Below are 17,685 nucleotides of genomic sequence, written 5' to 3' on the forward strand. Positions count from 1 at the left end.
TACGATCGATCCGTATTCTGAATAGTGACACAAGTGTCAAAAACAATTACTCTGGTGTCAGAATACTGGGGCCCGCGGCAGGACCCGGATGCCTGCCGTAAGGAGTCTTCGGACGAGAACGGCGATCTCGTGCTCTTCGAGGCCCTGGTCCGGGAATACTGCGGGATAGGGTTCTTCGAGTGCCTCGTCTCTCCGGAGAACGATTACCTTACCTCGGCCGTATGGGAGGAGAGCGGCGGCAGGCCGCCCGCGCTCCTGTGCGCCGTCGTCGAACTGCTGCACCGGGCGGTCGAGCGGGCGGACGAGCGATGAAGGCGGTGTTCTCGCATCTCGGCAGATTCATCGCCGCCCGCCCGTATCTTGTCGCCGGCCTGGTTGTCTCGCTTCTGGTCTTCTCGGCGTACGGCGCTTCCTCAATCCGGATGGAGACGGGTATCGAGACATTCGTCGATACGGACTCTCCCGAAGGGATACTGCTTGACGGTTATACACGGGAATTCGGGACGGATCTGGTCTTCCTGATCGTCGAGTCGGACAACGTGCGGGACCCAGCTCTTCTACGTTACGTCGACACCCTCGGTGCGGATATCGCCGACGAACGCTACGTGACCGGGACAAGGTCGCTTCCCGCGGCGATACGATCGGTGAACGGAGGTCGTATCCCCGGGACGGAGGCTGAAGTCGTCGAAACGATCTCCCGCCTCCCGCAGGAGGCCCGGGCACGTTACGTGCCTTTGGGGACGATGACGCTCCTCTTCGTCACCCTCGAGCCGGACCTCTCCGACGACGCCAGAAGCCGGGTTCTCGACACCCTTGAAACCATCGTCTCGATCTCGGCCCCGCCTCCCGGGGTGACCGTCTCAATCTCCGGCGATCCCGTATTCGACAGAGAGATGCGGGAGGCCATGAGCCGGGAGATGGGCATGCTGATAGCAATTGCGCTCGTCCTGATGGTCGCGGCAATCGGACTGCTTTTCAACCATGTCCGCCACCGCTTCCTTCCCGTGGGGATCATCCTCTGCGGGGTGTTCCTGACGTTCGGCACTCTCGGGTTCTTCGATCTCCGGGTGACTTCGCCGGTCATCGGATCGTTTCCCGTGATCATCGGTCTCGGGATCGATTACGGGGTGCAACTCCAGTCGCGACTCCACGAAGAGATCCGGGACAGAAGCTTGCACGACGCAATCGTCGCCACGCTCTCTCACGCCGGTTCCGTCCACCTGGTCGCGATGTGCACGACTGCTCTTGGCTTTCTGGCCCTTCTCTTCTCTCCGGTCCCGATGATCCGGGACTTCGGGACCGCCTGCCTGATCGGCGTCGTCTCGTGTTTCCTGCTCGCGATCATCATCGTTCCTGCTTTCTTTGCCATCTTCGGCTACGGGAAGCGGGCAGGGGGCCGGCAGGGGCCGGCGGACGCTCCGGAAACGGGAGCACTCGCGGGCTACAGCCGGTTCCTCGGCGGTCTGGCTGTCAGGGTGGCAAAACATCCGGTTCCTGTCATTCTCCTCTTTGCGCTCGTCGCCGTTGCTGGCATGCAGTACGACGACAGGATCGGAATCAACGTCGACCAGCAGTCCTTCGTCCCCGAGACCATGCCTGCACGGGTCACCCTCGAAAAGGTGGAGCGGGCGATCGGGGGGACGTCGACCGTGCCGGTGATGATCAGGGGGAGCGATATCCTCGATCCGGAGATTCTCGAATGGATCGACGCGTTTGGAACGTATGAGACGGAGCGTCGGGACGAGATCACCGCCCATACCGGCATCGCCACCCTTATCCGGGAGTATAACGGCGGGTCGCTCCCCGGATCCGCAACCGAGATCGACGCGGTCGTCGCGCGTATCCCCGCCGAAGTCCGCGATGCATACCTGTCAGGCAATTCGGAGACGGTGATCGAGTTCGCGACGGTCGATATGGAGATGGATGCGGTGAGCGCCCTCATCGACCGGCTCAGGAGCGACGTCGTCTGGCTCGAACCGCCGGCAGGACTGGATATTCAGCCCACGGGCAGATCGACGGTATACGGCGACCTCTACGACGGGATCGTCCTCTCAAAAAACCGGATGACCGTCCTCGGCCTCCTCCTGATCGCCATCTTCATGGTCGTCGTATACCGCCGGTTCGACTCCCTGGCGCCGCTCCTTCCTGTCGTCATGATCATCGGGTGGAACAACCTGATCATGTATGCCCTCGATATCGCGTATACCCCGCTCACGGCGTGTCTCGGTTCGATGACCATCGGCCTTGCGATGGACTATACGATCCTGATCCTCGAGCGGTGCAGGGAGGAGATGGGGAGAGGCCTGGAACTCTATGAGGCCATACGCGAAGGTGTGACGAGGATCGGGATCCCCATCACCATATCCGGGCTGACGACGATATTCGGGTTCTCGTCCATGCTCGCGTCTTCGTTCTCTCTCGTCTCGGGGTTCGGGCAGACGACCGTGATCACGATATTCTTCTCGCTCGTCGGCGGCATCATCGTCATGCCCGCGGTCGTCGCCCTGGTGCTGCGCAGGGCTCCGGAGCCTTCCGGGCACCGGAGCGGGGCCGCGGCCGAAACATAGCCCGGCCTGCCTCCCATCCCCCGGCTGCAAATCTATTTGGTTGATAAGCGGCCAGGAGGTGGATGCAGGAGACCCAGAATGAAGCGAAAGATCATCGATATCGACGAGGAGAAATGCACCGGGTGCGGGCTCTGCATACCCGACTGCCCGGAAGGAGCGCTTCAGATCATCGACGGGAAGGCAAGGCTCGTGAGCGACCTCTTCTGCGACGGACTCGGCGCCTGTATCGGGACGTGCCCGGAGGGGGCGATCTGCGTCGTCGAACGGGAGGCCGGGCCGTATGACGAGCGGGCGGTGATGGAAAAGATCGTACCGCAGGGAGAAGGGGTCATCAGGGCGCATCTCGAGCACCTCCTCGGCCACGGGGAGGAGGGGCTGTACCGCGAGGCCGTCGACTACCTGAACGAGAATGCTGTCCCGGTTCCACAGCACGAGACCGCCGGGGGCGGTGCGGCATGCCCGGGTTCCGCTGCGGTGAGCCTTCCGCGAGGGGAGACTGCGGAGGCTGAACGTGCCGGGCGGATAGAGTCGGAACTGAGGCAATGGCCGGTCCAGTTGCAACTCATGAACCCCGCAGCTTCGTACTTCGACGATTCGGATCTTCTCGTCTCCGGGGACTGCGTTCCTTTTGCATACGCGGATTTCCACCGCGACTTTCTGCGCGATAAGGTCGTGATCCTCTTCTGCCCGAAACTGGATTCGGACGTCGAGGGCTACGTCACGAAACTCACGGAAATATTCTCGCGGCATGCGATCCGCTCGATCACCGTCCTGCACATGGAGGTGCCCTGCTGCAGCGGGGTGCGCTACGTCGTGGATCAGGCGCTGGAACGCTCGGGAAAGGAGATCCCGGTAAAAGAGCATACCATACTGATCAGCGGGAGGGTCGCGGAGGAGGGGGAGAGGACGATTCAGCAACGGGGTTCCGGGATGGGTCACGGCCCCGGACCCGGCCTTACCGGCGTGAGACGTACCGGCTCCCCTTCAGGTAAAACCGGAGAGGGAGGTCCGCCGCCTTCGTGATCCCGACCCGGGTCGTCTGTACAATATTTTCCGGCTGGAGTTCCGGGGGGTTCGCGGGTGACCGGACCTGGAGCGGGCCGTCGCGAAGGGAGGTTCCGTTCAGGTCCATGGTGATGCCGAGTGCCTGCGTCAGTTTCCCCGGCCCGCTCGCGAGCGAGAGGGGGTCGTCCGTCCCCCGCCGCGCCTGCATCAGGTCGAGCCCGACAACCGGCTCGAGTGCCCGGACGAGGACGGCCTCCCCCGCGCCCTCCGTCCCCGTCACGACGTTGACGCAGGTGTGCAGGCCGTAGATCCGGTAGACGTAAGCGTGGCCTGCCGGGCCGAACATAACCCGGTTCCTCTTCGTCGTGCCGCGGTAGGAGTGGGCCGCCGGGTCACCCCGGAGGTAGGCTTCGACCTCGACTATCCGGCCCGCCGTCGTCACCTCTTCGCGGTGGACGAGCAGGCATCCCAGCAGGTCTTTTGCGACGGTTACGGTATCCCGTTCGTAGAATGCAGCCGGAAGGGTCATGGAGGTTCTCTTCTCCCTGAAAGGTCTCTTTCCGCCAGCCCATCAAATTTCCGGGTAACGGTCGCCGGCGTTGGGGGCCCGGGGTTGGTATGTCCGCAGGCCCAAAGGTATATAGGCTGGCATACCCATGCCGTTCACCCCCCCTTAGGGGATTGGGCAGCAAACGACCGCGAAAACCCGTCTCGAATGTCCATGGAGGATGGGGCGCTAAGGCGGCCTGACGGCAGCCCGGCGGTGGTGCGGTCGGATGAAATGACTGGCAGTATGGAGGTAGAAACGCATGAATGGATTCAGGTGGGCTATTGCCGTGCTCCTGGTGGCCTCTCTCGTGGGGCTGGCCTGGGGTCAGGTAATGCCTATGGATAACCAGACTCCGGCGGGAGAGAACGTTACTCCTTCAGTGGACGAAAATGTCACTCCCACGATTAACGTAACGATGAACCAGACGCTCGAGGGCAACGCGACCGTCGCGAACGTCACCATCGATGAAGTCGTGAGCGATGGTCCCGGGTGGCTCGTCATCCATAACAACCTGTTCGGCCATCTCGGAGGGGTGATAGGTTTCTCACAGGTCGACCCCGGCACGAACAGCAATGTCACGGTCACGATAGATACTCACGTCGCCATCGACCGGCTCTCCGCCGAGCTCCACAAGGATCTCGGTCAAGAGGGTGTCTTTGAGTATCCGGTTATCGATGGCCCGCAGATGGCCGACGGTCAGCCGGTGACGGCGAACATCAGCGTCACGGCTGAGAATTTTACGGTCAACAACCTGACGGAACTTGCCGGTAATCAGACCCGGTTGCTGGATCAGAACCGGACACCGGACCTGATCCGGAACCAGACCCGGGATCCGACGCTGATGTAGATGCTCCGCCGGTGGGCGGGAATCCGTGTCGAGGAGCGGTGGGGGATAGGCTCCTCCTGCCTGGCACAGTTGTCTTCGCAGAGCCCGGCGGGTGATACGCGGTCTCCCGATCGCTGGAAGACTCCGGATTCCCGCCTGCAGGAGGGGTAGTTCACCGCAAGCGGAAGCCACCGTTGACAACAGGCCTCTCTCCTGTGGTGTTTTTCCCATCGACCCCACTGAAGCGACCTAACGATTAAATACCGGGGGGACCACAAGGAATACTGTTACTACCCTATAGCACCCCTCATCAGGAGGTTTTGGATATGAAGAAAGGATTTGCAATCGATATTGAAACAGAGACCGTAAAGAACACCGAATTCCGAAGGGTTCTTTATACGAGCAATTTCAGCCAGCTCGTGCTGATGCGCCTGAAGCCCGGTGAGGAGATCGGCGCGGAGGTGCATGACGACGTCGACCAGTTCTTCCGGTTCGAGGAAGGGGAAGGAGTTGTCGTGATCGACGGCGTGGAGAACGCCGTCAAGGACGGCAGCGCCGTGATCGTGCCGAACGGCGCGAACCACAACGTGATAAACACCTCAAAGACCGCCGACCTCAAACTCTACACGATCTACTCTCCGCCGGAGCACCGGGACAAGGTCGTGCACAAGACCCGCGCAGAGGCCATGGGGGACGAAGAGCACTTCGACGGGAAGACGACGGAGTGATTCTCTCAGAATCGCTCTAAAACCGGATCTCTTTTTTGTAGTTACGGTTAAAGGCCAGGATGCCTTCAGTCCTCCCGCTCGATCTCGCCGCCCGCCTCCCGGATCGTTCCCTCGATATGCTCCAGGAGGGCGGTGTCGTGGGTGGCGAAGTCGAGCATGGGAAAACCCGCCACGAGGGGGATGGGCTTGAAGATCGCAAGCGGCGCTTCTCCGCTTCTCTCCGGGTTCTCGCCCGGGGCGATGACGGCGGTCGTCCCGTCGCCCCAGACGGCGAGATTCCCGTATCCCTGTGCATCCCAGATCTTCTGGATGAGCTCGCGTGTATGCAGCATTTTCTGTCCCCGGACAAGATGGCGCGGGACGAGGGCATCAACCTTCCGGCACGGCAACGGGGAAAAGATGAGCGGGTTTTCTTTCCCTACTCGACCGGTGGCGCGTCGGTTTCCCGGGTTTCCACAGGGGGCGTTCGCTCTCCTGTAAAGAGGTGGTCGACGCCGAGAAGCGTGTTCACCCATGCCCAGTCGTCGCTGAACTGGAAGATCATCAGGACGATGAGGGTGAGCGGAACGGCAAAGATCATTCCGGCAATGCCGAGCGCCCATCCCCAGAAGATGACCGAGAGAACGACCACGAGGGCGGGGATGTCGAAACGCCTCGATGCAAAGTGCGCGAAGATCGGGTTCTCCACCAGCGCATTCAAGATCGCGACGGCTGCAATCACCGCGACCGCGCCCCAGATCCCGAACTGCAGCCAGGCAAAGAAGATCGCCGGGAGTGCCGCGACGACCAGGCCGATGTAGGGGATGTAGGAGAGGAGAAACGTCAGTATCCCCCAGAGTACTGCCGCGTGCACCCCCATGACCCAGAGGAACGCGCCGAAGAGGAAGCCGTGGACGAGGTTTGCCTCGGTCCTGACGATGACGAAGTCGATCAGGAACCTGCTCATGCGGGAGAACGCCTCGACGGTCTCGGGTCTGTTCCCTGTCACCTTCCGTATGCGCCCGGGCATCCGCGGCGCCTCAAGGAGCATGAATATTGTCGTTACCGCTATGAAGAAGAGGTATAGCAGGAGATCCGCGATACTGATGGCTGATGAAGAGAGGAACCCCGCGAATCCCTGCAGGTTCACCGAAGACGGTGAGAACGAACCCGTGTCGATCCCGTACCTGTCCAGGTGGGCGAGGACCTCCGATAATCTGGCGGTCAACTCCTGCTGGTAGAGGGGGATGGCCGAGACCAGGTTCTCGAACGAGAAGAAGACGAGGTAGCACATCAGCAGGACGGCAAGGCAGGCGATAATGGTGACCACACCGACGGCGGCGCCCTCGGGCAGTCCCCTCGACTGGAGGGCTTTCGCCGCGGGATACACGATCATGGCGAGGATCATCGATACGGCGATGATGGTGATGATATATGCGATCGCCTGGATTCCTATGATGAGAAATACTACTGCCGTCAGCAGAAGTATGGTGCTCACGTGCCTGGGAAAAACCGGGGTTTCTGTCATCCTGAGTGACGTGTTTTAACGGAAACTATATCAATCCCGCGAAACACTGCGGAGCCGACGAGAGCGGTGGAGATCCGTCCATGGCGTTCATTTCCTCATCCGTCGGCGTACTGAAGACGATGCTGTCGCCTGGCGAGCCCGGAGGACAGAATGCACAAGAATATCCGCTCGAACGATCGAAGAGTCAATATTAAGGCACCGTAAGCACAATTCGTATGCACTGATGATACTCACCCTCGAACTCATGCTCGTCGGCATAGCGTTGCTCTTCCTGATCAGCATCGTTGCAAACAAGTTTTCAGAGCGGCTCGGCGTCCCTGCACTTCTCATCTTCCTCGTCGTCGGGATGCTCGCGGGTTCCGAGGGTCCGGGCGGCATTCCGTTCGACGACCCTGCGATTGCGCAGATCATCGGGATTGTTGCACTTGCATACATCCTCTTCTCCGGCGGTCTCGACACCCGGTGGGAGCAGATCCAGCCTATCCTCTGGCCGGGCATCGCCCTCTCCACGGTCGGCGTTGTTCTGACCGCAAGCCTGCTCGGCGGGTTTGCCGTTCTGGTCTTCGGTTTTTCCCCGCTGACGGGCCTTCTCCTCGGTTCGGTCGTCGCGTCCACCGATGCTGCGGCGGTCTTTTCGGTTCTGCGGACGGCAAGGGCACGCCTCCAGGGAAACCTGCGGCCGCTGCTCGAGCTTGAGTCGGGGAGCAACGATCCCGTGGCCGTCCTTCTCACCATCGGTATCATCGGCGTGATCCTTATCCCGGGCACGTCGCTACTCGCCGTCGTCCCGATGTTCGTGCAGCAGATGGCGGTCGGGGGCCTGTTCGGCTACGGGATGGGGCATGCCGTCGTTTTCCTCATCAACCGTCTCAAGCTGGAGTTCGAGGGGTTGTATCCGGTGCTCAGCCTCACGATGGTGCTGCTGACCTACGGCCTGACCGCCACCCTCGGAGGAAACGGATTCCTCGCGGTTTACATAGCCGGGCTGATCATGGGCAACAGCATCGTCCTTCATAAAAAGAGCCTGATCCGGTTCCACGACGGGATCGCGTGGCTGATGCAGATCGTGATGTTCCTTGCGCTCGGCCTGCTCGTCTTCCCCTCGTCTCTCCTGCCGGTGGCCGTTCCCGGTATTCTCGCAGCCCTCTTCCTGCTCCTGGTCGCACGGCCGGTCGCCGTCATGATCACGCTGCTCCCCTGGAAGATGCCGATCAGAGAGAAGGCCCTGATCTCCTGGGTGGGGCTGCGGGGAGCCGTCCCGATCATCCTCGCGACCTATCCGCTTGTTGCGGGTGTGCCGAACGCAGAGGCGATCTTCAACCTCGTCTTCTTCATCGTCCTCGTCTCGGCGCTGGTTCACGGGACGTCGATCCCCTCCGTCGCCCGTTGGCTCGGCCTCGCCGCCCCGCTCGAGGAGACGCGCAAACTCTCCCGGGAGTTCGACGTGAACCCCGATACCCCGAGCGAGCTGCTCGAACTGGTCATCCCTCCGGACGCCTCGGCGGTGGGAAAACAGGTCGTCGACCTCGGGTTGCCGAAGGGCGCCCTCATCATCCTGATGCAGAAAGGAGACGAACGGTTTGTCCCGGGCGGCAGCACCGTCATCGAGGCCGGAGATACGCTTCTCTTCCTGACGACCGGGGACCTTGCGGACACCGTCCGCACCAGGCTTCTCTGCAGAGAGGAGCCGGAGGACGTTCCCGGCCCTGATGCCTGATGCCGCGTGGGGGGCGCAAACGCCGCCCGGAACCGGACGGAACCCCTTCGCCTGCACTGCATCTGTTCTGTGGCGGAATCTTTGAGGGGGCACTGGTGGGGCGAGGTTATCGCCGTACTCCCGCGAGGGTATCCCCGGAGGGATCCGGCCGGTCACCGGACAGTCCCGACTTCTGGTTTCCCGGGTTTTTCCCCGAGATCCGCCCGGTGCAACCTGACATACAATGGTTTTATAATAATATTTATATATAATGTGTCGTTTACTCCACCCGGGGATTGTATGAAAAAACCTCGAGTACCTGGAACCTATCTGATAGTTTTCATTGTGGCGGTCATCTCGATTGCCGTGATCGCCACTGCAGCTCCTCAGTCCGGAACTTTTACGAGCGGCGAGCCGGGCATGCCCGGCCTCTCCGAGCCGCTTGAAATTTATCCGAACAATCTCTCACACGCGGATATATCCGGCAGTCGGATTGTCTATAGCGATTATAGGAACGGTAACTGGGACATCTTCCTGTTCAACCACACCTCGGGCAGGGAGTACCAGCTCACGAACGATTCCTACGACCAGATGAACCCCACGATATCCTGCGATCTCGTTGCCTGGTACGACAACTCCACCGGGGCGTGGGACCTCGTTCTCCTCAAACTCCACGGAGACGATGCAGCCTATCAGGTCTGCACCGGCCCCGACCAGGGGCGGCCGGGCTGTCCCGCGGGAGTGGTCTGTTTCCCAACCACCACGACGACCACCACCCCGACACCCGGGCCCGGGCCCGGCAACTGCTCCTGCACGGCGGACTTCACCTGGAGCCCGCAGAGCCCTGCCGTCAACGCTACGGTTAACTTCACCGGGAATGCCACGGTCGACGGAGACTGCAGCGTCCGGACATGGGCCTGGAGTTTCGGCGACGGCGCAACCGCCAGCGGCCAGGACGTCACCCACAATTACACGTCGGAAGGAACCTACCCGGTCAGGCTGAACGTGACCCTCGACGACGGCACGGTATGCAATGCGTCCGAGAACGTCACGGTCTCGCCGCTTGCCGATAACTGCTCCTGTACGGCGGACTTCACCTGGAGCCCGCAGAGCCCTGCCGTCAACGAGACGATCGACTTCACCGACCAGACCACGGTCCTGGGCGACTGCGGGATCGAGTCGTGGGCCTGGAACTTCGGCGACGGCGCAACCGGCGAGGGCGGAACCGCGAGCCACGCCTATGATGCGGCAGGAACCTACACGGTCGGGCTGAACGTGACCCTCGACGACGGTACGGCATGCAACACCTCAAGTGACGTCACCATCGCACCGCTGCCGGAGGAGAACTGCTCCTGCACGGCAAGCATCGCGACAGACCGCGACCAGGTCGAACCGGAGCAGCCGGTTGCCTTTACCGGTTCGGCTGAGGTCGACGGGGACTGCTCCGTGACCGGCTGGGCGTGGGACTTCGGCGACGGGGCGACCGGTGAAGGCGAGACCGCGAGCCACGCCTACGCCGCGGCGGGAACCTACACGGTTACGCTGGTCGCAACGCTCGACGACGGCAACACCTGCCAGGCGACGACGGATGTCACGGTGACCGCTCCTCCGGAGCCCTGCTCCTGCTCGGCAAGCATCACGACCAGCGGGAACTCGTTCCATGGGGAGGCCGATATCCAGGGCGACTGCTCCGTGACCGGCTGGTCATGGGACTTCGGTGACGGAACGACCGGTAGCGGCCAGGACGTCACCCATGACTATGCGGCGGAAGGAACCTATACGGTCACGCTGACCGTGACGCTCGACGACGGCAACACCTGCCAGGCGACGACCCAGGCCTTTGTGGTCTTCTGATACGTCAAAAAAAGCGGCGGGGGAAATAACCCCGCCCATCTCTTCTCGGAATGTGCGAGGCGGGGATCACGCCCCGGCGGCCGCGGCCTCGAAGGTCTCCTCTTCGCGGTTGTCGGCGTGAACCTCGTCGCGGCTTAAGAACGCGAGGGCGACGACGGCGAGCGAGACCGCAAAGACGGCGACGAAGACCAGGTCGAACCCCGTGGCAAGCACGTCTATCCTGATCTCCGCCGGGGACGACGTCGTGACGTGGCGGTGCGACGCGACCGTGAGCATCGCCTGGACGAAGATCATGCTGATGAAGGAGATGCCGAGGGTGATCGGGCCGGTGCGCTCCACGGAGATGAGGCTCGATACCATGCCCTGCCGGTCGCGGGGTGCCATGTTCATCACCATGTTCGTGCCGGGCGAGAGCATGAGGCCGAGCCCGAATCCGACGGCGGCAAGCGCTCCGCTGATGTAGTATATCGTGCTCTCCGCCGAGAAGAACCGGAACATCAGGTAGCCGGCGGAGATGACGAGTGCGCCGGCGATACAGAGTCTCCGGTTCCCGACACGGTTTATGAGCATCCCGGAGAGGAAGCCGCTTGCCATCATGGCGAACGAGAGCGCGGTGAGAACGAGCCCGGAGGTCGAGGGGTCGAAGCCCTTCACCAGTTCGAGGAAGAACGGGAGGAGGTAGTTGACGCCGCCCATGAGGAAGTAGGCGAGGGCGAGCATGAGGTTGACATAGAGGAAGTTGCGGTTGCTAAAGAGCCGGAAGTCGAGCAGCGGGTCGGCCGTCCTCCGTTCGTGGAGGACGAGGTAGCCGAGCGCGATAACGGCAGCCGCGAGTGCCGCAAGGATCGTCGGGTCGGTCCACCCGAGCGCGGAACCCTGGCTGACGGCATATATGAGCGATCCGAGCCCGGCGAAGATCAGAACCGCGCCGAGCCGGTCGAACGGCGAGGGCGTGCCGGACGCCGTGACGCCTGCCGGTATGGCATAGGAGCCGAGCAGGATGGCCGCGGCGCCCACGGGGACGTTGATATAGAAGATCCAGTTCCAGGAGAGGTACTGCGTCAGGATGCCCCCGAGGATCGGGCCGGCCGCGGTCCCGAACGCCGCGAACGTGGTCACGACCCCCATCGCCTTCCCTTTCATCTTCATCGGGAGGAACGCCGCGACCAGGGCCGGAGCGATGGCGGCGATCATCGCCCCGCCGATCGCCTGGAGAACCCGTGAAGCGATCAGCATCCCGAACGAGTCGAAGACCTCCGGAAAGAATCCGCAGAAGAACGAGCCTGCCGTAAAGACGGCGAATCCGGCGAGGAACACGGTCTTGAAACCGATCCGGTCGGCCACCTTGCCGAAGACGAGGATAGAGCCCGTCAGAACCAGCAGGTATGCCGTTGCAACCCAGCTGACCGTTGTCGAGGGGAGGTCGAAGATCGTCGAGATGGTGGGAAGAGCGATGTTCACGATCGTGCCGTCAAGCGACGTCATGAACATCGCAAGGGCGATCGAGACCATGAGCAGGGTATACTGCTGCCGCGAGGCGTTGCCGGCCGGCTGATGCATACTGAATGTGCTTGTTGTTTGGATTAAGATATTTTGGAAAAGGGTCGGTCCCCCGATGTCCAAATGGGGTGGCGAGGATTGTGCGCACAGGGACGCGAAATCCCTCGGTCTCTGCGCCTCACTCCTTCGGCCGCAACGGGCAGCACCTGTTGCCGCAGACCGGGCAGACGCGGCGGTTGATCAGGAAGACGCCCGTGCCGGCAAGCACCCAGAAGAGTGCGAAGAGCGGAACCTGCGAGAGCAGCCAGTACTGGGGAATAGCGAGGATAAGGAGGAGTGCAACCACGACTACAGCGATCTCGACGGCCGTATACTTCCCCTGCCGGGCCGGAAGGAGGGCGGCGAGCCTGCCGGGAAGGACGTGGAGGCATTTCTCCCCCCTGAGCGGGCATTTCGTGCAGAAGACTGCGATGACCGTCCCGACGAGGAGGGCGGCGACGGCGAGGTACACCAGGGCGTACAGCGGAGCGGCAAGGCCTATTGCGACTGCTCCCACTATGACCGCTCCTGTCAGCAGCGTGAGGGAAAAGACGCCGACTGCGACGGTGTTCATGCACAGGGTATCCGCTCTCGCGGATGATTTAGTTATCCCCACGGGCGACACCCTCTGCTCATGAGCCGGGGTCTCGATCCCGCTTTGCCGGTTTGAGCGTGAACCTGAATGCCGCCCCTTCTTCCGGACGGCCGGGCACGCGGTCCTCGATCCAGATCCTCCCCCCGTAGCGCTCGGTAACCGTCCTGCAGATGAAGAGCCCGAGCCCGTCGCCCCTTCCCCGGGCCTTCCCCCGCTCGAACCGGTGGAAGAGCTTCTTCTTCACGTCGTCGGGCACGCCGGGCCCGTTGTCCTCGACCGTCACCAGCACTTCTCCGTCCCGCTCCTCCGCCCGGACGACGATCTCCACACCCGGTCCGCCGAACTTGACGCTGTTGCCGATGAGGTTCATAAAGACTGTAGAGAGGAGGTTGTCCGCCTGGACCTCGAGCGGTGGGATCTCCCGGCGTATCGATGCTCCACGGAAGTTTCCGGCTTCCTCACTGACGACCGCGTTGAGGTCGACCGGCGAGAATCCCGTCGAACAGGCGTGAATCCGCCTGATTGTCGAGACGTTCATGAGGATCTCGGTGCTCCGCGAGATGCTGTCGCGGAGTTTCCGGGCGTAGGTTCTCTCGGCCCCTTCGAGCAGTTCGAGCATGAGGTCGGCGTAGATGCTCGAGACGTTGTTTGCGTTCCTGATGTCGTGGGTGATGATGTCGAGGTAGAGGTTCGCCTCCCGGTGCGCCGCCTCGAGACCGGTGATCAGCCTATTGCGCTCCTCCTCGGCGTGTTTTCGGTCGGTGACGTCGCGTGCGTTCACGATGAAACGCCGGTCGCTCCCCTCCCGGATCAGGCTCGCACCCGTAACGTCGAGGATGATCCACCGGCCGGTAGCATCCCTGACCCGGACCTCGAACGTGAGGCTCGTAGATGGCCGGGCCACTCCGGTTCTCACGGCTTCTATGGCCTTTGGGGCGTCTTCGGGGTGTATGAGGTCGAGCACGTCCGTGCCGATGAGGTTGTCGGGCTCGTAGCCCCCGATCTGCCTCACCGAAGGACTCGCGTAAGTGATGCGTCCCTGCATATCGAGGAGGAGGATGATATCGGATGCGTTCTCGATGAGAGAACGGAAGTGCTCCTCGCTCTCCTGCAGGGCCCGGTTGAGAAGCGCCAGTTCCTCGGTCTTCTCCTGCAACTGCTCGGTGGTGCACTGCAGTTCTTCGTTCTGGACCTCCATCTCTTCGGCCGACTGCTGCAGCTGTTCCAGGAGTTTCTGCCTCTGTGCTTCAACCCGCTTCAGTTCTGTTATCTCCGTTCCGACGGCGATGGCTCCGGTGACGTCGCCCTGCAGATTCCTGAGGGGGGTCTTGGTCGAGTAGTAGATCCGGTGCCCGATCTCTTCCTCGAAGGTCTCGGTGATCCCGGTCTCCATAACGCGCTGCTCATTGGCTACGACGGGTCCGCCGACCTCCGGGCCGAGGAGTTCGGCCTTCGACTTCCCGAGCACTTCGGGGTGCGATCTGCCGAGTGTCCGAAGCACAGCGGGGTTGCACATCACGAGACGGCTTTGGCGATCGGTGACGTAGATGGGTGCCGGCGTATTCTCGCAGATGGCGTTGAGGATGGCATTGGCCTTCGCAAGTTCGTCCGTACGTTCGATCACGCGCTCTTCAAGTGTCTCGTTCAGCCGTTGCAGCGCCTCCTCGGCACGCTTGCGTTTGGTGATGTCGATGCCGACCTCCAGGATGTGGGGGGAGCCGTCCGCTTCGGTGAAGGGGAAGTCGAAGATATCGTAATCGCGGCCGTCCGGGCCGGTCCACTCCCAGTGGTGGGGCGCTCCCGTCTTCATGACGCGGTAAGACTCGCAGTTCTCACAGGGCTCCGAGCGCGAGAAGAGGTAATCGAAGCAGCGCCGACCGTCGGACTCGCCGAACTGCTCCCGGAAGAAGCGGTTTGCGAAAGGCACGTGATAGTCCGGTGAGAGGAGTACCACGTATACCGGCAGCATCTCGAGGACGTCGTAGAGCCGCTTTCGCTCGGCCTTCACCGCCTCCTCCGCCCGGGTGCGCTCCGTGATCTCGGCCTGCAGGGCCTCGTTGGCCGCCCGGATCTCGAGGGTGCGTTCCCTGACACGCATCTCCTGCTCGTCGTGCGCTCTCTTAAGCGCCTCTTCGGCCCGTTTGCGCTCGGTGATGTCCTGGCCCTGGGCGATGACCGAGGAGACCGTTTTCCGATCGTCCCCGTACACGGCGGCAGAGTTCCAGAGAACCGTCCTGATCCTGCCGTCCGCCGTGAGTATGGGAATCTCGACGGTCTCCCACCGCTCCCCTGCCGTCGTCTTCCGGATGAGATCCATCAGTTCTTCCCGCCGGGTTTCGGGGAAGAGGATCTCCGGCGACCGGCCGATGACCTCGTCCGCGGCCCGTCCCGTCAACCGTTCGAAGGCGTTGTTGAACCTGGTGATCCTGAGACTCGCATCCCAGACGATGATGGGGGCATTGGCGTAGGTGATCAGGTTCTCCAGGTACTGGGTCGTTTCGGCCATCTTCTCGAGTGCTTCGTAATCGCGTGTCAAAATTTGTTCCTCCTTCGGAAGACGTGTCGTCGAGCGGACCGGTGCCGCGGGGAGCTTGCATCGGCGGCCCGGAGCAGCTTTTCCTCTCTGTCGCTCCCGGTGCCGGCCTTTATGGCAGGCTGCTCCGGCGATGTTCTGAGTAGAACGCTTGAATGGAATAGGATTCTGTCCGTAGGAGAGTTTTGGGATACGTTTGCAATTAACGTTTGGCATTGAGTGCCCGCAAAGGCTCACGACGGGCGCGTCAGGATCATTTCGGCCTCTTAATACTCTTAATCCGTTACCGTGTCCTCGTAAACTGCCGGTCGGAATCGTCCGTTCGAGAGCAGGCGCCGGGAGGGTTGTAGGTGAATAATATTGGGTTGAGGTGATCGTTTTTTCCGGAAGCGGCACCGAATACGACGATAAATTCGCTATGTTTTTTAATCTGCGTTGCCTTTTTCCTTCATGCGAAAGCGTATCGGTATAGCTCATTTTCTCCAAAGTTGCCTCTGTCTGTTCGCCGTGCTCCTGCTGGTATCGAATGCAGCGGCATGCACCGTCTTTGCGATAACGCCGGGTGCATCCGAAGACGGATCGATGTATGTCGGGCATACGAACGACGGTGTCGGGAAAGACTGGAGAAACATCGACGACATCAGCATACTCTACGTCCCCGCGGCGAACCATGCGCCCGGAGAGAAGAGGGCGGTCTTCTTCGATCCCGACAGCGGTTCGGATGCGGCGGGAGGCGAGGACAGTGGTGATTCGGGTCTGATTCTCGGGTATATCGACCAGGTGCCGCACACCTACGCCTACTACACCGGTTCGTACGGTATGATGAACGAACACCAGCTCCTCTCCGCCGAATGCACCGAATACGCGAAGGTCGAGCTCAGTGCAGCCGAAGGAAAGCGGATCTTTTACTCCTCGGAGCTCTCGAACGTGGCACTCGAGCGGTGCACGAAAGCACGTGAGGCGGTTGAACTGGTCGGCGGCCTGATCGACACCTACGGCTACTACGGAACCGGCGAGACGCTCGTCTTCGCCGACCCGGAGGAGGCGTGGGTCATCGAGATGTGCTCGAGCCTCGATGAGGAGGACGGCGGGGGCCTCTGGGTCGCACAGAAGATCCCCGACGGAGAGGTCTTCGTCGCGGCAAACGAGTTCAGGATCCGTGAGGTCGTTCCCGGAAACCCCGACCCGATTTACTCGACCGATCTCTTCAGCAAACTCGAAGATGCGGGGGTCTGGTCCCCTGCGGACGGCACCCTCGACTGGCTCGAGGCCGTCAGCTACGGCGAGTATGCGCATCCCTACTACTCGCTGATGCGGGTCTGGCGCATCCAGGACCGGCTCGCCCCGTCGCTCAACCTGAGCCCGTACGTCGAGAACTCGTACACGAAGGCGTACCCGTTCACCATCACGCCCGACGAGAAGGTCAACCTGACCGGGGCGTTCTCGCTCTTCCGGGACCATTACGAAGGAACCGGGTTCGACCTCTCGACCGGCGAGGCCGCTGGGCCGTTCGGGAACCCGTACCGCTACTTAGGGCCCGACGACGCCCACACGAACTTCCAGAACGCGTCGTACATGGAGGTCCGTGCCGGGGCGAATCCGCGGCCGGTCTCGGCGGTCTTCTGCAGTTACAGTTACGTCGCCCAGGCTCGCTCCTCCCTCCCCGACCCGGTGGGAGGCGTGCTCTGGTTCGGTCCGGCGGTCGCGTACGAGACGGTCTATGCACCGTTCTACGCGGGCGCAACGAACGTATCAGCCGCGTACGCGACCGGCGACCGGTTAACATATGATAGCAGTACCGCCTACTGGACGTTCGACCTTGTAACGAACTGGGCCATGCTCCGCTACGACGCGATGATAGACGAAATCACCGCAAAGCAGGGCGAGATCGAGGCCGGGTCCATAGCCCTCGTGCAGGAGACCGACAGAGAGGCGGCCGAACTCATCGCTGCCGGCGACGAGGAAGGGGCGGCACGTCTCCTCACGGACTTCACGGTCACCCGGGGCGACGAGATCATCGATGAGTGGCACGATCTGTCGGGCACGCTGATCGTCAAGTACTCGAACGGCCTCATCACCGACCCGGCGACGGAGGCGGTCGAGGAGCCCGGGTATCCGGCGTGGTGGCTGAACGAGACCGGGTACCAGTACGGGCCGCGGGTCTACCCGCTTGAGGAACTCCGCGCGACCGACGGGCTGAACTATACCGGCAACACTGTCCGGGTTCCGTTGAACGCGACGTTTGCGGACATCCGGGAACTCATCTGATCGCCCTTTTTTTTGCC

Annotated in this window: 14 protein-coding genes; 8 read left to right on the plus strand and 6 right to left on the minus strand. The window is 61.9% G+C overall.

The window, feature by feature from the left end:
* Positions 1 to 54 precede the first annotated feature (54 nt).
* The 3 genes from MEMAR_RS04410 (at position 55) to MEMAR_RS04420 (ending at position 3,590) form a co-directional block, all read left to right on the plus strand.
* Positions 55 to 312 (plus strand): hypothetical protein, encoded by a 258-nt coding sequence (locus tag MEMAR_RS04410; protein ID WP_048063746.1) that lies wholly within the window; start codon positions 55 to 57, stop codon positions 310 to 312.
* Positions 309 to 2,567 carry an efflux RND transporter permease subunit gene (locus tag MEMAR_RS04415; protein ID WP_011843745.1) on the plus strand — a complete coding sequence of 753 codons (2,259 nt, stop codon included), beginning with the start codon at positions 309 to 311 and terminating at the stop codon, positions 2,565 to 2,567. The genes MEMAR_RS04410 and MEMAR_RS04415 overlap by 4 nt, the downstream gene beginning before the upstream one ends.
* Before the next feature lie 78 nt (positions 2,568 to 2,645).
* Entirely contained in the window at positions 2,646 to 3,590 is a 945-nt protein-coding gene (locus tag MEMAR_RS04420; protein WP_011843746.1) for an ATP-binding protein, read from the plus strand.
* On the opposite strand, the gene MEMAR_RS04425 is transcribed toward MEMAR_RS04420, so the two are convergent.
* The gene (locus MEMAR_RS04425; protein WP_011843747.1) at positions 3,523 to 4,101 is read right to left on the minus strand and encodes a DNA-3-methyladenine glycosylase; all 579 of its coding nucleotides are present in this window, start codon (positions 4,099 to 4,101) and stop codon (positions 3,523 to 3,525) included. The two genes, MEMAR_RS04420 and MEMAR_RS04425, sit on opposite strands and share 68 nt — an antisense overlap.
* Positions 4,102 to 4,459: 358 nt before the next feature.
* Between MEMAR_RS04425 and MEMAR_RS04430 the strand changes: the two genes are divergently transcribed.
* Both MEMAR_RS04430 and MEMAR_RS04435 read left to right on the plus strand, forming a co-directional pair.
* Positions 4,460 to 4,969: a DUF7282 domain-containing protein gene (locus tag MEMAR_RS04430; protein ID WP_143706319.1), complete on the plus strand. Its 510-nt coding sequence runs from the start codon at positions 4,460 to 4,462 to the stop codon at positions 4,967 to 4,969.
* A gap of 305 nt (positions 4,970 to 5,274) precedes the next feature.
* Entirely contained in the window at positions 5,275 to 5,676 is a 402-nt protein-coding gene (locus tag MEMAR_RS04435) for a cupin domain-containing protein (protein WP_011843749.1), read from the plus strand.
* A gap of 65 nt (positions 5,677 to 5,741) precedes the next feature.
* Here MEMAR_RS04435 and MEMAR_RS04440 read toward each other — a convergent pair whose 3' ends face one another.
* Positions 5,742 to 6,008, minus strand: a complete 267-nt coding sequence (locus tag MEMAR_RS04440; RefSeq protein WP_011843750.1) for a hypothetical protein — start codon at positions 6,006 to 6,008, stop codon at positions 5,742 to 5,744.
* Between the two features lie 86 nt (positions 6,009 to 6,094).
* On the minus strand, positions 6,095 to 7,153 hold the full coding sequence (locus MEMAR_RS04445) for an AI-2E family transporter (RefSeq protein WP_245526650.1): 1,059 nt from the start codon (positions 7,151 to 7,153) through the stop codon (positions 6,095 to 6,097).
* A gap of 253 nt (positions 7,154 to 7,406) precedes the next feature.
* On the opposite strand from MEMAR_RS04445, the gene MEMAR_RS04450 reads away from it, so the two are divergent.
* Complete coding sequence (locus tag MEMAR_RS04450) at positions 7,407 to 8,900, plus strand: potassium/proton antiporter (RefSeq protein ID WP_011843752.1); 1,494 nt, start codon at positions 7,407 to 7,409, stop codon at positions 8,898 to 8,900.
* Between the two features lie 399 nt (positions 8,901 to 9,299).
* Complete coding sequence (locus MEMAR_RS04455; protein WP_048063748.1) at positions 9,300 to 10,733, plus strand: PKD domain-containing protein; 1,434 nt, start codon at positions 9,300 to 9,302, stop codon at positions 10,731 to 10,733.
* Between the two features lie 66 nt (positions 10,734 to 10,799).
* Here the strand turns inward: MEMAR_RS04455 and MEMAR_RS04460 are convergent, their stop codons facing one another.
* From MEMAR_RS04460 to MEMAR_RS12925, 3 genes are all read right to left on the minus strand, one after another.
* Positions 10,800 to 12,293 (minus strand): DHA2 family efflux MFS transporter permease subunit, encoded by a 1,494-nt coding sequence (locus MEMAR_RS04460; protein WP_011843754.1) that lies wholly within the window; start codon positions 12,291 to 12,293, stop codon positions 10,800 to 10,802.
* A gap of 118 nt (positions 12,294 to 12,411) precedes the next feature.
* Positions 12,412 to 12,846 carry a hypothetical protein gene (locus MEMAR_RS04465; RefSeq protein WP_048063749.1) on the minus strand — a complete coding sequence of 145 codons (435 nt, stop codon included), beginning with the start codon at positions 12,844 to 12,846 and terminating at the stop codon, positions 12,412 to 12,414.
* A gap of 58 nt (positions 12,847 to 12,904) precedes the next feature.
* Complete coding sequence (locus MEMAR_RS12925; RefSeq protein ID WP_052291853.1) at positions 12,905 to 15,403, minus strand: PAS domain S-box protein; 2,499 nt, start codon at positions 15,401 to 15,403, stop codon at positions 12,905 to 12,907.
* Positions 15,404 to 15,907: 504 nt separating this feature from the next.
* On the opposite strand from MEMAR_RS12925, the gene MEMAR_RS04480 reads away from it, so the two are divergent.
* On the plus strand, positions 15,908 to 17,668 hold the full coding sequence (locus tag MEMAR_RS04480; RefSeq protein ID WP_245526651.1) for a dipeptidase: 1,761 nt from the start codon (positions 15,908 to 15,910) through the stop codon (positions 17,666 to 17,668).
* Positions 17,669 to 17,685 lie beyond the last annotated feature (17 nt).

This window comes from Methanoculleus marisnigri JR1 (assembly GCF_000015825.1).
Lineage (GTDB): Archaea > Halobacteriota > Methanomicrobia > Methanomicrobiales > Methanoculleaceae > Methanoculleus > Methanoculleus marisnigri.

Bases quoted from the DNA above. Each gene is read 5' to 3' on its own strand.
- MEMAR_RS04415 (WP_011843745.1), top strand. From the start codon at position 309: ATGAAGGCGGTGTTCTCGCATCTCGGCAGATTCATCGCCGCCCGCCCG.
- MEMAR_RS04420 (WP_011843746.1), top strand. From the start codon at position 2,646: ATGAAGCGAAAGATCATCGATATCGACGAGGAGAAATGCACCGGGTGC.
- MEMAR_RS04425 (WP_011843747.1), bottom strand. From the start codon at position 4,101: ATGACCCTTCCGGCTGCATTCTACGAACGGGATACCGTAACCGTCGCA.
- MEMAR_RS04430 (WP_143706319.1), top strand. From the start codon at position 4,460: ATGGATAACCAGACTCCGGCGGGAGAGAACGTTACTCCTTCAGTGGAC.
- MEMAR_RS04435 (WP_011843749.1), top strand. From the start codon at position 5,275: ATGAAGAAAGGATTTGCAATCGATATTGAAACAGAGACCGTAAAGAAC.
- MEMAR_RS04440 (WP_011843750.1), bottom strand. From the start codon at position 6,008: ATGCTGCATACACGCGAGCTCATCCAGAAGATCTGGGATGCACAGGGA.
- MEMAR_RS04450 (WP_011843752.1), top strand. From the start codon at position 7,407: ATGATACTCACCCTCGAACTCATGCTCGTCGGCATAGCGTTGCTCTTC.
- MEMAR_RS04455 (WP_048063748.1), top strand. From the start codon at position 9,300: ATGCCCGGCCTCTCCGAGCCGCTTGAAATTTATCCGAACAATCTCTCA.
- MEMAR_RS04460 (WP_011843754.1), bottom strand. From the start codon at position 12,293: ATGCATCAGCCGGCCGGCAACGCCTCGCGGCAGCAGTATACCCTGCTC.
- MEMAR_RS04465 (WP_048063749.1), bottom strand. From the start codon at position 12,846: ATGAACACCGTCGCAGTCGGCGTCTTTTCCCTCACGCTGCTGACAGGA.